The sequence below is a fragment of the Salinisphaera sp. genome, from assembly GCF_002729955.1.
Classification (GTDB): Bacteria; Pseudomonadota; Gammaproteobacteria; order Nevskiales; family Salinisphaeraceae; genus Salinisphaera.
Genome location: NZ_PBYA01000003.1, coordinates 18,522 through 33,239, shown reverse-complemented (window position 1 = coordinate 33,239; position 14,718 = coordinate 18,522). Strand labels below are relative to the sequence as shown.

16 protein-coding genes are annotated in these 14,718 nt (G+C 65.5%); 12 read left to right on the top strand and 4 right to left on the bottom strand.

Annotated elements, in window-relative coordinates:
* The first annotated feature begins 161 nt into the window (after positions 1 to 161).
* The 7 genes from CMN27_RS00300 (at position 162) to CMN27_RS00270 (ending at position 5,292) form a co-directional block, all read left to right on the top strand.
* Positions 162 to 2,087: a sigma-54-dependent Fis family transcriptional regulator gene (locus CMN27_RS00300; protein ID WP_293623370.1), complete on the top strand. Its 1,926-nt coding sequence runs from the start codon at positions 162 to 164 to the stop codon at positions 2,085 to 2,087.
* A gap of 69 nt (positions 2,088 to 2,156) precedes the next feature.
* Entirely contained in the window at positions 2,157 to 3,068 is a 912-nt protein-coding gene (gene pqqB, locus CMN27_RS00295; RefSeq protein ID WP_293623368.1) for a pyrroloquinoline quinone biosynthesis protein PqqB, read from the top strand.
* On the top strand, positions 3,065 to 3,811 hold the full coding sequence (gene pqqC / locus CMN27_RS00290) for a pyrroloquinoline-quinone synthase PqqC (protein ID WP_293623366.1): 747 nt from the start codon (positions 3,065 to 3,067) through the stop codon (positions 3,809 to 3,811). The genes pqqB and pqqC overlap by 4 nt, the downstream gene beginning before the upstream one ends.
* Entirely contained in the window at positions 3,808 to 4,092 is a 285-nt protein-coding gene (gene pqqD / locus CMN27_RS00285; RefSeq protein WP_293623364.1) for a pyrroloquinoline quinone biosynthesis peptide chaperone PqqD, read from the top strand. Before pqqC ends, pqqD begins: the two co-directional genes overlap by 4 nt.
* Positions 4,093 to 4,290: 198 nt before the next feature.
* Positions 4,291 to 4,560 (top strand): ribbon-helix-helix domain-containing protein, encoded by a 270-nt coding sequence (locus tag CMN27_RS00280; protein ID WP_293623362.1) that lies wholly within the window; start codon positions 4,291 to 4,293, stop codon positions 4,558 to 4,560.
* Complete coding sequence (locus tag CMN27_RS00275; RefSeq protein ID WP_366515373.1) at positions 4,560 to 4,835, top strand: type II toxin-antitoxin system RelE/ParE family toxin; 276 nt, start codon at positions 4,560 to 4,562, stop codon at positions 4,833 to 4,835. The genes CMN27_RS00280 and CMN27_RS00275 overlap by 1 nt, the downstream gene beginning before the upstream one ends.
* A 214-nt stretch (positions 4,836 to 5,049) precedes the next feature.
* Positions 5,050 to 5,292: a type II toxin-antitoxin system ParD family antitoxin gene (locus CMN27_RS00270; RefSeq protein WP_293623460.1), complete on the top strand. Its 243-nt coding sequence runs from the start codon at positions 5,050 to 5,052 to the stop codon at positions 5,290 to 5,292.
* Positions 5,293 to 5,447: 155 nt separating this feature from the next.
* On the opposite strand, the gene pqqE is transcribed toward CMN27_RS00270, so the two are convergent.
* Together pqqE and pqqA are read right to left on the bottom strand one after the other, a co-directional pair.
* Positions 5,448 to 6,626, bottom strand: a complete 1,179-nt coding sequence (gene pqqE, locus CMN27_RS00265) for a pyrroloquinoline quinone biosynthesis protein PqqE (protein ID WP_293623358.1) — start codon at positions 6,624 to 6,626, stop codon at positions 5,448 to 5,450.
* A 64-nt stretch (positions 6,627 to 6,690) separates the two neighbouring features.
* Complete coding sequence (gene pqqA, locus CMN27_RS00260) at positions 6,691 to 6,801, bottom strand: pyrroloquinoline quinone precursor peptide PqqA (protein WP_293623356.1); 111 nt, start codon at positions 6,799 to 6,801, stop codon at positions 6,691 to 6,693.
* A 234-nt stretch (positions 6,802 to 7,035) separates the two neighbouring features.
* Between pqqA and CMN27_RS00255 the strand changes: the two genes are divergently transcribed.
* Both CMN27_RS00255 and CMN27_RS00250 read left to right on the top strand, forming a co-directional pair.
* Positions 7,036 to 8,463 (top strand): HAMP domain-containing sensor histidine kinase, encoded by a 1,428-nt coding sequence (locus CMN27_RS00255; RefSeq protein WP_293623355.1) that lies wholly within the window; start codon positions 7,036 to 7,038, stop codon positions 8,461 to 8,463.
* A complete protein-coding gene (locus CMN27_RS00250; RefSeq protein ID WP_293623353.1) occupies positions 8,460 to 9,839 on the top strand; it encodes a sigma-54 dependent transcriptional regulator in 1,380 nt (459 codons plus the stop codon). Before CMN27_RS00255 ends, CMN27_RS00250 begins: the two co-directional genes overlap by 4 nt.
* A 50-nt stretch (positions 9,840 to 9,889) precedes the next feature.
* On the opposite strand, the gene CMN27_RS00245 is transcribed toward CMN27_RS00250, so the two are convergent.
* Both CMN27_RS00245 and CMN27_RS00240 read right to left on the bottom strand, forming a co-directional pair.
* Positions 9,890 to 10,531, bottom strand: a complete 642-nt coding sequence (locus CMN27_RS00245; RefSeq protein ID WP_293623351.1) for a hypothetical protein — start codon at positions 10,529 to 10,531, stop codon at positions 9,890 to 9,892.
* A gap of 155 nt (positions 10,532 to 10,686) precedes the next feature.
* Entirely contained in the window at positions 10,687 to 11,349 is a 663-nt protein-coding gene (locus CMN27_RS00240; protein WP_293623349.1) for a response regulator, read from the bottom strand.
* A gap of 416 nt (positions 11,350 to 11,765) precedes the next feature.
* Here CMN27_RS00240 and CMN27_RS00235 point away from each other — a divergent pair, with 416 nt between their 5' ends.
* From CMN27_RS00235 to CMN27_RS00225, 3 genes are all read left to right on the top strand, one after another.
* Positions 11,766 to 12,710 carry an NADP-dependent oxidoreductase gene (locus tag CMN27_RS00235; protein WP_293623347.1) on the top strand — a complete coding sequence of 315 codons (945 nt, stop codon included), beginning with the start codon at positions 11,766 to 11,768 and terminating at the stop codon, positions 12,708 to 12,710.
* A 95-nt stretch (positions 12,711 to 12,805) separates the two neighbouring features.
* The gene (locus CMN27_RS00230; RefSeq protein ID WP_293623345.1) at positions 12,806 to 13,693 is read left to right on the top strand and encodes a LysR family transcriptional regulator; all 888 of its coding nucleotides are present in this window, start codon (positions 12,806 to 12,808) and stop codon (positions 13,691 to 13,693) included.
* A 94-nt stretch (positions 13,694 to 13,787) separates the two neighbouring features.
* The gene (locus CMN27_RS00225) at positions 13,788 to 14,660 is read left to right on the top strand and encodes an SDR family NAD(P)-dependent oxidoreductase (protein WP_293623343.1); all 873 of its coding nucleotides are present in this window, start codon (positions 13,788 to 13,790) and stop codon (positions 14,658 to 14,660) included.
* Positions 14,661 to 14,718 lie beyond the last annotated feature (58 nt).

The following is a 14,718-nucleotide window of genomic DNA, read 5'->3' as shown; positions in this document are numbered from 1 at the left end:
GTCACGTTTTCGATACGGCGGTGTTGCAGTTCGTGCCATGGCCGATACGCCCGCTTGTCTGCGCTTTTCGAACCTGCTAGAACCGAGTCAGACCCGCGTTGAAAGCGGGCGATATGCATGCGAGGGCCCGTGCGCGGCGCGGTGTCCAGCGAGGAGCAGCGATGGTCGATCTGGCGGCGCATCCTTCGACGGCAACCGTCCATGGCGACTCGGCCGATCTGGTGGCGGGTTCCTGGAATCGCTGTATTCGCGACTACGGGCTGGACCCGTCGCGTATCGAGCTGGACGTGCTGTCGCGCAGCCAGCTCAGCGCCCATCGCGACGAGCTGGCCGAGGTCGTTTCCCTTGCACGCGGTGAAATGGACGATCTGGCGGCCCAGATTGCCGGCGCCGGCTATGCGCTGATGCTCACCGATGCCCAGGGCGTGATTCTCTACAACCGGGTGGAGGCCCGCCTGCGCGAGAACTTCCGGGCTGCCGGGCTGTGGGACGGCGCCAACTGGAGCGAGTGGCGCCAGGGCACCAACGGCATCGGCACCTGTATTGTCGAACAGCGGCCGGTGGTCATCCATTGTGCCGACCATTTCGCCGTTCGCCACACCGGCTTGAGCTGTTCGGCCGCGCCGATTCGCAATGCTGCCGGCGAGCTGCTGGCCGTGCTCGATGCCTCCTCCGTGCAGTGCGAGGGCACCCGCGCCGGGCAGATGCATACCGTGGCGCTGGTGAGCATGTCGGCACGGCTGATCGAAAAAAGCGTGTTCCTCAACGCGCACCGGGATTCGCGGGTGCTGCGTTTTCACGGCCGGCCCGAGTTCGTGGGCCTGATCCACGACGGCCTGCTCGCCATCGACGACAACGACCGGATTATCGCGGCCGACGACAACGCCGCCCTGCAGCTGGGCGCGCAGGGGCGTCGCGAACTGATCGGCCAATCGATCGAACAGGTTTTCGATATCGTGGGTACCGGGCTGAAAGCGGCTTGCGGCGACGGCATGCAAACCGTCTGGCCTGTGCATGAGCGTGCCCGAGGGCGCCGCTACCATGCCCGGCTGTGTGCGCCGTCGGGCCGCCGTACCGAGTCGCGCGGCCTTTACATACCGGCTCGTGGGAGTGATCGCCGCCCCGGCCTGGATGAACTCGCCGGAGCCGATCCGGTGATGGGCGAAAACGTACGCTGCGCCAAGCGCGTGGTTGATCGCCGCATCGCCATCATGCTGCGCGGCGAAACCGGCACCGGCAAGGAAGTCTTCGCCCGTGCCATCCACGCGGCCAGCGCGCGGGCCAGGGCCCCGTTCGTGGCCGTGAACTGTGCCGCCATTCCGGAAACGCTCATCGAGGCCGAGCTGTTCGGCTACAAGCCGGGTGCCTTTACCGGCGCCAGCCGCGAGGGCATGCGCGGCAAGCTGCTGCAGGCCTCCGGCGGCACGCTGTTTCTCGACGAAATCGGCGACATGCCGCTGGCGCTGCAGACGCGACTGTTGCGCGTGCTCGAAGAACGCGAAGTCGTGCCGCTGGGCGGCGATACGCCGATCGCGCTCGATCTCAACGTCATCTGTGCCACCCATGCCGACCTGGGCGAACGCGTGGCCGCGGGCGACTTCCGGGCCGATCTCTACTACCGGCTCGACGGCATCACCCTCACGCTCGCCTCGGTGCGCGAGCGTGCCGATCGCGAGGCCCTACTGCGTTCGGTGATCGCCGCGGAACAGGAGGGCGGCAGCGCCGTTTGCATCGCCGAGGATGCGATGGCCGCGCTTCTGCACTACGACTGGCCCGGCAATATCCGCCAGATGCGCAACGTCGTACGCACCGCGCTCGCGCTATGCGAAGACGGGTGCCTGCGCCTGTCGGACCTGCCGCATGAACTGGCGGGCTATGCAGCGCGCAGCGATGCGCCAGCCCACGCAGGCGCAGCGCACGCGGCGGCCCCCAACCCGCTGGCCAGCGCCGAACGCAATGCCCTGATCGCCGCGCTTGAAAACAATGGCTGGAACGTCACCCGGGCCGCGCTGCAGCTGGAAACAAGCCGCAACACTTTGTATCGAAAAATGAAAAAACACGCCATCGAGCCATCGCGAATGCGCTGAGGCCAAGCCGAGAGCTGGCACGACTCCTGCCTGATTGGGCCAACGAAACGGTCTTCGCAGGATGAAATCATGCATGTACGCGTACTCGGATCGGCCGCCGGCGGCGGCTTTCCGCAGTGGAACACCAATGTCGGGCTCAACCGACAGCTCCACGAGGGCACGACCCGTGCCCAGGCTCGCACCCAGTCGTCGATCGCGGTCAGCGCGGACTACGAGCACTGGCTGCTGGTCAACGCCTCGCCCGACGTGCGCCAGCAGATACTCGATTTTCCGGCATTACGCCCAGCACCGGAAACGCGGGGCACGGGTATCGGCGCGGTGCTGCTCATGGACAGCCAGATCGATCACGCGACCGGGCTGATCATCCTGCGCGAGGGCGACACGCTGCCCGTCTGGTCAACGCGCCCCGTCTACGAAGACCTCACTACCGGTCTGCCGCTGTTCAACGTGCTCTCGCACTACTGCGGCGTGGACTGGCACGAGATCGACACCGCCGCCGAAAGCTTTGCGATCGATGGCGTGCCCGGGCTGTCGTTTCGTGCAGTCGAACTGTCCTCGGCCGCGCCGCCGTATTCGCCGCATGGGGGCGATCCGCACCCGGGCGACAACATCGGCTTGCTGGTCACCGACGACGCCACCGGCGGCACGCTGTTCTATGCCCCCGGCCTCGGCGCGCCGGACGATCACATCGCCGCGATCGCCCGCGAATCCGACTGCCTGCTCGTCGACGGTACCTTCTTCACGGAAACCGAGATGATCGACCAGGGCGTGGGCAAAAAGCCCGCCGCCGCCATGGGTCATCTGCCGCAGTCCGGCGAGAACGGCATGCTGGCCTGGCTGGCGAATTTCCCCGACAAGCGGCGGGTGCTCATTCATATCAACAACACCAATCCGATTCTCGATCCGGATTCGCCCGAGCGCGCCACGGTCGAAAACGCGGGCGTGGAAGTGGCTTATGACGGCATGGAGCTGGAACTGTGAGTGTTGCGATTGACGAGCGCGAAGCCTGGCCGCGCGACGAGTTCGAAGCCCGCCTGCGGGCACTCGGTGCCCGCTATCACATTCATCATCCTTATCACCGGATGATGCACGAGGGCCGCTGCACGCCGGATCAGATACGCGGCTGGGTGCTCAACCGCTACTACTATCAGGTGTGCATCCCCATCAAGGATGCCAACGTGCTTGCCAACTGTCCGGACCCGGCCGCGCGCCAACTCTGGGTCCAGCGCATCATCGACCACGACGGCACGCCCGGCGAAACCGGCGGTATCGAAGCCTGGCTGATGCTGGCCGAAGCCACGGGTCTGGATCGCGAACGCGTCGCGAATCTCACCGACCTGTTGCCTGGCGTGCGCTTCGCCGTGGATGCGTACGTGAACTTCGCCCGGCGGGCGACCTGGCAGGAAGCGGCCTGCTCATCGCTCACCGAACTGTTCGCCCCCGAAATCCACCAGCAGCGCCTGACCGGTTGGCCCGATCACTACCCCTGGATCGACGATGCCGGCCTGAGTTATTTCCGCAAACGCCTGTCCGAAGCCCGGCGCGATGTGGAACACGGCCTGCGCGTTACGCTCGACCATTTCGTCACCCGCGCACAGCAGGAACACGCATTGAACATTCTGCAGTTCAAGCTCGACGTGCTCTGGAGCATGCTCGATGCCATGTGGATGGCCTATGTCGAAGACCGCCCGCCCTACCACAGCTGCCCGGAGCCGAGCCGATGAGCACGCCGAAAACGATTAGCGCCAACGCTGTGCCCCGTATCGCCCGCGGCCACCGCCTGCAGTTCGAGCCGGCCCAGGACTGCCATGTCCTGCTCTACCCAGAAGGCATGATCACCCTCAACGACAGTGCGGCGGAAATCCTGCAGCGCTGCGACGGCCAGCGGTCCGTGCAGGCGATCTGCGATGATCTCTCGGCGGCGTTCGACGGGGCCGAGGTCACGGCCGATGTGCATGATTTCTTGAAGCTTGCCGCCTCCCACGGTTGGGTCGTATTGGCTTGAGGCGAGTGCGATAGATTGTGTAGCGCAGTCTCGCTATTGCTCCGACGCCCCGGTGAGGGCTCGACGTTCGGTTACGTCTTGCCGATTATTTTTTAATCGATATGATTAAAAATAAATCGAGAACGCCCTTCAGGGCTTTTAGAAGCGACCCGCGTTGTTGAGCAAGCCGACATTGAGTCGTTGGATGGAGCAATCCCGATGGCAAAGACCGAAACCCGTGTTTTGACCGCCCATGTGCCGATTCCCATGGCGGAGAAGGTGGACCAGCTGGCCGAGCGCCTGGAACGTTCGCGCGGCTGGATCATGAAGCAGGCGCTATCCTCCTGGATCGCCCAGGAGGAAGAACGTGATCGGCTGACACGTGAGGCCCTCGCGGAAGTTGATGAAGGCCGGGTCGTCGACCACGATGCGGTACAGGCATGGGCCGACAGTCTGAACACCGACGAACCGCGATCAATACCGCGTTGATGCAGCTGAAATGGACAAGCAAGGGGCTGTCCGATCTGGCGCGACTGTATGAATTCCTGGCAGCGGCCAATAAACCGGCGGCCGTACGGGCCGTTCAAGCGCTTACAGAGGCGCCCCGTACCTTGCTAACCAACCCGCATATCGGCGAGCACCTGTTTCAGTTCGAACCGCGGATGGTGCGCCGTATTCTGGTGAGCCAATACGAACTTCGCTACGAAGTCGTGGGCGATACCGTCTACGTACTGCGTCTATGGCACACGCGCGAGGATAGGTAGCAGCGCACAGGCATCGACCCTGACCACGCCATTCTTTGACGGTGTCGTACGCACGGGATGTATGGTCGACAAACCAACGTTTATTGCGCTTAGCCGTGCGGAATAGGGCGGTGGGTTCTGATCGAGTTTCCGGTTTTCTGCAAGCGGAGAATGAAGATTCCAAGCGTCTTCGGATTCGCTATATTGCGTGAATAAATCACACGTGGGGCGTTACATGCGCAGGACGACCCGTATAACGATTGGTCCTCGGATGGACGAGTTTGTGAGCCAACGGGTCGCCTCGGGCCGCTACGGCTCGACAAGCGAAGTCGTGCGCTGCGCATTGCGTTTGTTCGAACGCCGGGCGCAGGCAAGTGGTGCACTTCGCGCGGCTGTAGAAGCCGGAGAACGCAGCGGTGAGAGCGACGAATCACTACGAGATATTGCCGACCGGATGAAGCATCGTCAAGGCGTATAGGCTTTTGAATCGGGCGCTGGAAGATTTCGTCACGATCACCGTTACCTTAGTTTTCTATCGCGCTCGCACGCGGCCTCTCCGTTATCCGCCTGCTCCATCAGCGTATGGAGCCGCTGCGGCATTTCGACGATCTGGATATCGACTGATCGTGGAGTTTACGGCCGTTCGCGTGCCACCCGTGATCCATGCAGCCGCTTCGAATTCTTCGGGTTGCGAAACACGATCGGCTGGGCCGCGGGGGCGTCGGCCGGCTGTGCGTTCGCGCGCTCGACCGCATCGGTGACGAGATGGTGCTGGGGTGATTTCGCACACACCGGATCGGTGGCGTACATATCGCCGGTGAGCATATAGGCCTGGCAGCGGCAGCCGCCGAAGTCCTTGGTTTTTTCCGAGCAGCTGCGACAAGGCTCCTTCATCCAGTCGTAGCCGCGGAAATGATTGAAGGCGGGGGATTCGCCCCAGATCCAGTCGATGTCGTGGTCGACCACGTTCGGAAATTCCAGGCCGGGTAGCTGGCGCGCGGCATGGCAGGGCAGGGCGGCGCCGTCGGGGGCGACAGTGAGAAAGATATCGCCCCAGCCGCTCATGCAGGCCTTGGGTCGGTCTTCGTAGTAGTCGGGGACCACAAAATAGAGCTTCATCGCGCCGCCGCGTTCGCGATAGGCCGTGGTCACGCGTTCGGCATGAGCGAGCTGTTCGCGGGTGGGCATGAGTGCATCGCGGTTGTGCCAGGCCCAGCCGTAGTACTGGGTGTTGGCCAGTTCTACATAGTCGGCATCGAGCGCCTCCGCCATCGCAATGATTTCTTCGATATCGTCGATGTTCTTCCGGTGCAGCACGATATTGAGCACCATCGGATAGCCGTGACGCTTGATCGCACGCGCCATGTCCTTCTTCTTTTCGAAGCTGTCGCTGCCGCCGAGAAAGTTGTTCAGCTCGGCATTGCTGGCCTGAAAGCTGATCTGAATATGATCCAGGCCTGCCTCGGCGAGCCGTTGCACGCGCGCGTCGTCCATGCCGATGCCGGAGGTGATCAGGTTGCTGTAGTAGCCGAGCTGTCGAGCTTCGGCCACGATTTCTTCCAGATCCTGTCGCACCAGCGGCTCGCCGCCAGACAGCCCGAGCTGGGCCGCGCCCATGCCGCGGGCCTGGCGCAGTACGCGCTTCCAGTCCTCGGTGGAAATCTCTCGCCCGATCTGTGCCATCTCCGTCGGGTTACTGCAGTAGGGGCACTGCAACGGGCAGGCATAGGTCAGCTCGGCCAGCAGCCAGAGCGGCCGGGCGGTCGTTTCGCTGTCATGGCGGGTCGGCAATGTGGGAATCGTGGCGCTCATGGTGAACTCGGTGCGCACAAGAAAGGGGGCCGTAAAGCCCCCTCGTCGTACACGACAACCGGGTTTAGCGGTTGTTGATGTACATCGTGATTTCAAAGCCCAGACGCAGGTCGTGGGCCTTCGGGGTCGTCCACTGTTTCATCGCGATCTCCTTGGTTTGATCATTGATTGGCACCCGTGATCGATGCATCGACCATGCCAGCGACAACCTCGCGGTTCGCGCGGCAAGCGCTTGCCTGCCAACGGCTTTTTCAACCGCCAGGTTCGCTGTGCCCGCCTTGGTCAGTCACTGGCCATATTGGCCAATAATGGCCGATGAGGCTGGCTACTATTGGCCGCCTGGCCGGAGTCGCAACGCGTGGCGCCATCGGCATTTCGGGGAGGCGCCCACGACGGCTAGACTCGCGGAATGATTCGTCGCCCTGCCGATTCGCTCAAGCGCCTGCTTCAGCGCTATCAACTCGCGCTGCTGCTGGTATTGATGGCGGCCGCGGGCCTGGGCGCGCTGTGGGCGAGCTTCTGGCAGGCGGGCTATCAGCGCTCGCTGCGTTTCAACGAATTGTTGATCGAAGCCCAGGCGGTACGCGGCGATCTGTATCGCCAGATCAAGACGGTCGACGAGTACGGCGCCGCGGGGCCGAGCGACGACTACTGGCAACGGCTGTATCGTATCGACGAGCATTTCTATCGGATGCGCCGGGCAGCCGACACCCCCCAGGAGCAGGCCAGCATCGCCCGTATGGAAACCGCCTACGGCCTGATTCTCGCGGCCATGAACCGGGTGGTGACCACGCCGGGCGGCGACACGAACCAGGTCGCCTTCGACACCTGGCAGACCGGCGATTTCGAAAGCGCCTACGCCCGGCTTACCCGGCAGGTGGCCGCCCGCCGCGATGCCCTGGCCGAGCGCATGGACTTGTGGAACCGCATGGCGCCATGGCTGGCGTGGCTGCCGTTGCTGTTCGGCATCGCACTCGCGCTCTGGCTCAATCGCCGTTTCGTGCGCGAATTCCTGCGCCCGCTGGAACGGCTGGTGGCCGGCACCGGTGAAATCGCCCAGGGGCGGCTCGATTACAGGCTGCGCCCGCAGGGCGTCGCCGAGGTTCGCCATCTGGCGGATACGCTCAATACGATGGCCGCCGAACTCGAACACAAGCGCCAGGCGCTGGTCGAACGCGAGCGCGAGGCCGCGCTCGGCGCGCTCGTACCGGTCATCGCCCACAACATCCGCAATCCGCTGGCCGGTATTCGTGCCAACGCACAAATGCTCGATCACCAGGCCACCGCCGACGAAATCGAGGAAACCGGCGCCGACATCATGGACGCCGCGGATCGGCTCGAACGCTGGCTGAACGCGCTGTTGGCCTACCTGCACCCGCTCGATCTCAAGCGTACCCCTGGCCCGTTCGACGCCATCGTCGACGGCGCGATCGCCGCCCTCGGCGGCCGGCTGGCCGCGGCCGATATCGAGCTGGTTCGCGGGCGTGGGCCGGTCGCGGTGAACGCCGACGCGCCGCTGCTGGAACAGGCCCTGCACGGCCTGCTCGCGAATGCGCTTGAAGCCTCGCCGGCCGGCTCGCGCATACGCGTCACCACCGGCACCGCCGACGACGGCCGGGCCCGGCTCGACATCGTCGACGCCGGGCCGGGCATGGCGGTACGGCCGGACCCGCACGCGAGCGCGCCGTTACCGACTACCAAGCGTCGCGGCACCGGCCTGGGAATTCCCTTTGCCTACAAGGTCATTCACGCCCATGGCGGTACGCTGGACTATGCGCCGGCGCCCGGTGGCGGCACCTGCGTAACTATCCATCTGCCTTTGAGCGATCCGCCATGAGTAGCGCCCACATCCTGCTGCTGGAAGACGAGGGCGCGCTGGCCCGCGCGCTGGATCGGCGTCTGCGCCGCGATGGCTATACCGTGGCGGTGTGCGAGAACATCGCCAACGCCAAACTGGCCGCGCGTCGCCGGCGGCCCGATCTCGCGGTGCTGGATCTGCGCCTGCCCGACGGCTACGGGCTGGATTTTCTCGACTGGCTGCGCGGCGAAATCCCGGACATACCGGCGCTGGTGATGACCGCCTACGGCGAGCTCGACGATGCGATCGCCGCCATGCGCCTGGGCGCGGTGGACTTTCTCAAGAAGCCGCTCGATCTGGACGCCCTGCATCGCGTGGTCGCCGATGCGCTGGCGCGCGAAACCCCGGGCACGCGCTCGGCCTGCGACACCCCGGCCGATAGCGCGCCGGACACGGCGCTGATCGGCAACAGCGCAGCCATGCGCGAGCTGTATGCCCAGCTCGATCGGATCGCGGCCCTGGGTACCGGCGAGGCACCGCCCAACGTACTGCTCACCGGCGAAACCGGCACCGGCAAGGATCGCGTCGCGCGTCTGTTGCATGCGCGCTCGGCGCGCGGCGCGCACCCGTTCGTGCAGGTGGACTGTGCCGCCCTGCCGCAGGATCTGGTCGAAGCCGAGCTGTTCGGGCATGAAAAAGGCGCTTTCACCCACGCCCATCGCGCCCGGCGCGGGTTGCTGGCGGCGGCCGGCGAGGGCACGGCCTTTCTCAACGAAATCGGCGAGCTGCCGTTGTCGCTGCAGGCCAAGCTGCTGACCGCCCTCGAAGCACGTACCGTACGCGAGATCGGCGGCGATACGGAGCGGGCGATCGGCGCCTGGTTCGTGGCCGCCACCAACCGCGACCTGGCCGCGATGATGGCGAGCGGCGATTTTCGCCAGGACCTCTACTACCGGCTCAACGTGCTCACGCTGCATCTGCCGCCGCTGCGTGAACGCGGCGACGATGTGCTGGCCCTGGCCGAACACTTCGCTGCGCGAACCGCCGAACGCTACGGCCGGCCCGTGCCGCGTATCGATGCCGCCGCGCGCGCGGCGATATGCGCCTACGCCTGGCCGGGCAACGTGCGTGAACTGCGCCACGTCATCGAGCGGGCCGTGCTCGTGCACGCCGACGATGTGGTCCAGGCCGCGCACCTGCAGTTGCCCACGGCCACGCCGGCCGCCCCGGCCGGCTTTGAAGCCGGCGCCACGCCGCGCGAGGCCACGCCAACGCTGGCCGATAGCGAACGCCGTCTCATCGAACGCACGCTGGCCGAAACCCGTCACAACATCTCCGCCGCGGCCCGCCGCCTGGGCCTGAGCCGGGGCGCGCTGCGTTACCGGCTGGAAAAATACGGCCTGACGGAGGATTGAGCGGGCAGTCGATGCACACATTGCCGCACTCGTAGCACGGCGGCCCGTGATTAGGCCGGCGGGTCGCTGCCCTCGGTCATGGCCCGCAGACGCCGATTCAGCGCACGCACGTCACGGCGCGATGTACGCAGGCGCGTGCCTTCCGGGTCGGGTCGGATGCGGCGGTCGCCTGCATCCACGAAAAAGCGATGGGCGGCGCCGATCAGGCGTTCGTAGGGGCCGGCGGTGATGATCGCGGTCACGGTGAACGACTCGAGCCGTTGCCAGAGTTCGGCATCCTCGTCCTGTTCGGGCAGGCCGGCCTTGCGGGCGGCTTCGGCTACCAGCCATCGAAACGGGCCGAGCGCCAGTTGCTGGCTGGCGCCGACCGGGCCCTGGCCGATGTCTTCGGCCGTATAGCTTTGTGGCTGTTCCTGCCACTCCTTCTCCACCGGCTCGCTGTAGTGATGGCCGTCGCGGTCGTGAAGATCGACGAACACACCGCGCAGAAACACGAACTCCTTGCCCATGTTGGTCAGCAGGCAGGTGGAATCCAGGCCACTGCCGTTGCCCTGGGTCACGAACAGACGCGTCTTCTGCTGGCGGCTCTGATTCGCGGACATGAGCTGGCCGTAAACGGTCCAGACGATCAGGGTCACCCCGGTGACGATCACGGTGAGTGCGGCGGCATGCTCGCTGATGAATTGCCACATGACAGCGCTCCATCGCGCTAAATGGATGCGCAATATAGAAAGCGCAAACCGTGGCGGTATATCGGGACGAACCGGTCGGAAAATATACGGGTAGCGAGGCGCGAGGACGCGATGCTAGCCGCCCGGCCGGCCCGAAAAGCCGGCCGGGCGCGTCGCTATGGCCGGCAGTCTGGCGGCCGTTTGCCAGCGGTGGCGCCGTGCGCTGGCAGCTGGTGGTCAGATGCGGCCAGGCAGACCATCTTGGTCAGCGTGGCTACCGAGGTGATATACAGCTTGGCCATGATGTTTGCGCGGTGGCTTTCCGCCGTGCGCTTGCTGATGCCTAGCGCGAGGGCCACCTGTCGCGTAGTCAGGCCGTTGGCCAGGCCGTTCGCCGTTTCCGCCTCTCTCGGCGTGAGCCGTTCGAGCTGGCGGGCATAGGCACGGCCGGCCTCGTGGCGCCCACGCTGGCGCTTGCCGCGGCGCAGGCAGCGTTCGATTTCGGCGAGCAGCTGCTCGGCGCGCGCGGGTTTGGTCAGAAACCCCGAGGCGCCAAGCTGCATGGCCTCTACGGCCAGCCGGATCGTGGCATAGCCGGTGATGAACACCGTCCTGACGCCCAGCCCCGCGGCGCTGATTCGGCGCTGCAGCTGCAGGCCGTCCATGCCGGGCAGGCGCATATCCACGAGCGCACAGCCCGCGTCGATACGCGGCGCATGGCCTAGGAATCGTTCGGCGCTACGAAAGCAGCGCACCGCGTAGCCGGCATCGCTGGCCAGGCCTTTCAGGGATTCGCGTATCGCGTCGTCGTCTTCTACGACATAAATGGTCTCGTTCACTTGTTGCTCCTGGGCGATTCTTGCGTTGCTGCGTTATTGACGGGAGCCCAGGCCTTGTACGAGCAGGCCTGCCTTGGCCTGCGCGGGGCGCATGCCCCGGTCCGGAGGGTTGAGTTGGATAATGAATCGCGGCGACTGTCCGGACATACAGCCACGCCGCGAACAGACTATCTACGCTCGTTCGCTCGAATTTCAAGAGTTCATTTGCCCACACCAGTCTCGTGCACGGGCGTGCCGTGGGCAGGGCGCAATAGCGCACCGGCGGCGCTGACGGGCGGTACGCAAAATTCCTCGCCGCTCGCCATACCGCGCCGTCATGGGCCGGGCGGTCTTGTGCCGTGGCTGTGGACGTGAGGCCGGTGGGCCTGGTGCGATATATTTGTATTATCCAAACAATCAGTTGAAGCCTGTCCCCGATGAACGTCGTTGCCTTCGAACAGTTCGGCCCTGCAAAGAACCTCGTGCTCGCCGAGCGTCCCATGCCTGTCTGCAGCCCGGGCGAGGTGCTGATCAAGACGGCCGCCGTGAGCGTGAACCCGGTCGATATCAAAACCCGCCAGGGCGAAGCGCTGGCCTCGCAGCTGGAACACGCCCTGCCGCTGATCCTGGGCTGGGACGTGGCCGGCGAAGTCGTCGCAGTCGGCGATGACGTAAAGCACCTCAACGAAGGCGATGCCGTATTCGGCATGATCCGTTTCCCGCTGCCGCCCAACGGCTATGCGCAGTACGTGAACGCGCCGGCGGATGAGCTCGCCGTCATTCCCGCGGGCGTGTCGTATGAGGCCGCCGCGGCGAGCACGCTGGCCGCACTCACCGCCTGGCAGGCGTTCACCCATTTCGGCGAGCTCAAGGCCGGCGACAGAGTGTTGATTCATGCGGCCAGCGGCGGCGTCGGCCATTTCGCGGTTCAGATGGCCAAGCATCTGGGCGCCTATGTCATCGCCACCTCGTCGGCAAAGAACAAGGCGTTCGTCGAATCGCTCGGCGCCGACGAACATATCGACTACAAGGCGGTGCGCTTCGAAGATGTGACCGGCGATATCGATTTCTGTCTGGAAACCCAGGGCGGGCCCCAGTTCCAGCGCTCGGTGAGCGTTATGCGCGAAGGCGGCACGATCATCAACCTGCCGTCCGGGCTGGTCGAAAGCGATCGCGAGGCCGCCGAGGCCAAGGGGCTGGTTGTGAACTACTTCATGCACGTCTTTCCGAGCGGCGAGAATATGCGCGAAATCGCCGCGATGCTGGCCGACGGCGCGCTGGTGCCGCATATCGCCGCGCGCTATGCGCTCGAAGACACGGCCGCCGCCCACGAACATATCGAAAGCGGGCGTACGGTCGGCAAGGTCGTGATTACGCTGTAACTCACAACGGCCGAGCCGTACCGAATGCATCGCCCGGCGGAGCGCAGGCCGGCGCGTGTAGGCTGCTGCGTTCAAGGCCGGTTCGCGGGGTTGGGATGATCGAATTACGCCAGCTGCGCCAGTTCGTGGCGGTGGCCGAAGAGCTGCATTTTCATCGTGCGGCACGGCGGCTGAACATGTCGCAGCCGCCGTTGAGCGCGGCCATCAAACGTATCGAAGACGAGGTCGGCGAAGCGCTGATTCTGCGCGGCCAGCGCGAGAACCGCCTCACCGCGGCGGGTGCGGCATTCGCCGAACAGGCACGACAGACGCTTGCTGCGGCCGAGCGTTGCCTGCCTGCGGCCCGCGCCGCCGCGGCCGGCCAGACCGGGCGGCTGCGTATCGGCTATGTCGGCAGTGCAATGTACGGGCGTTTGCCGGCCGCGGTACGGGCATTCCGGCGTGGCTGGCCGCAGGTGCAGGTCGATCTGGTCGAGGAAACCACCGCCGGCCAGATTCGAGCCCTGCACGAGCAGACCCTCGACCTGGCCGTGGTGCTGCCGCCGCTGGCTGACGACAGCCACCTCATGCTGCAGCCCTTCGATCGCGACCGTCTGGCGATCGCAGTGCCGGCGGAGCATCCCCTGGCGGGCAAATCCGACCTCGCCGTCGCCGATCTGGCCGGCGAGGCCTTTGTGTTCTGGCCGGGGCATGAAGGCCGTGGCTTTTTCCGGCGCGCCTTCGACCTGTGCCATGCGGCCGGTTTCGAGCCGGATATCGTCCAGGAAGCCCGTCAGATGCACGGCGTGATCGCGCTGGTCGCCGCCGAAGCGGGGGTGGCGATCGTGCCGGCCAGCATGGCCTCGGTACGCAGCAACGAAGTCCATTACCGCATTCTCGACGCCGACCCGGCGGCCGTGTTCGAACTGGCCGCCGCCCGCCGCGCCGACTGCGATTCGCCGGTGGTGCGCAACTTCCTGCACGGCGTACAAGACAGGCGCTGATACGCCGCGGGTATTGCCAGCGCGGCTGAAAGGTATTAGCCGGCGGGGCGGGCGGCGCCTAGCCTTGCGCGCTCATTTCCCGCACGAGAATCCCATGCTCGATTTCAGTCAACGTATCGCCCTGATCACCGGCGCCGGGCGCGGTATCGGCCTGGCCTATGCCCGGGCGCTGGCCGCCCGCGGCGCCCACATGGTGGTGCACGACGGCGGCACCCGTAACGACGGCAGCGGCCGCGACGAGACGGTGGCCGAACAGGCCGTCGAGGTTCTTCGGCGCGAGGGCCATTCGGCCGAGGCCGCCAGCGACGACATCGATACACGCGAGGGCTGTCGGCAGCTGGTCGAACGTATCGTCGCCGAGCACGGGCGGCTGGATATCCTGATCCACAACGCCGGCTGGGTGGGCTATGAGGCCATCGAAGCGCTCACCCCGGCCTTTCTCGAACGTGCCACGGCCATCCACCTGAACGCGCCGGCCTGGCTTGCCCAGGCCGCCTGGCCGGCAATGGTCGCCCAGGGCCATGGCCGTATTCTGCTCACCACCTCCGACCGCGCCCTCTATCCGCAATATGCCCAGGCCGGCCTTGCAGCCTATGCCGCAACGAAAATGGCGGCCGTTGGGCTGATGCATGCCCTCGCCCTGGAAGGCGCGCCTCACGATATTCGTGTGAATGCGATATCGCCGGTGGCCAAGACCCGTATGTGGGGCGTGACCGAACAGCCCACCGAACTCACCCCGGAGAGCGTCGCCCCCGGCGCGGTATTTCTGGTCAGCGCGGCCTGCGAAGACAGCGGCTGGATTCTGCGTGCAACCAACGGCCAGTTCCATGCCGTGCGCGCTCAGGAAGCCGTGGACGTGGACTACCCGCGCGATATCCGCGGGGTGGCCGCCGATAGCGCCGAACGCCTGGCCGCCCGCTGGGCGGAGGTGGCGCCCGTGCGCCCCGAGTACCGCGCTGCAGGCTGAGCCGTGCCGGCAGGCGCTTTTTGCGGGTTGGCCTTTAATTCCAATATAACGGAATTAG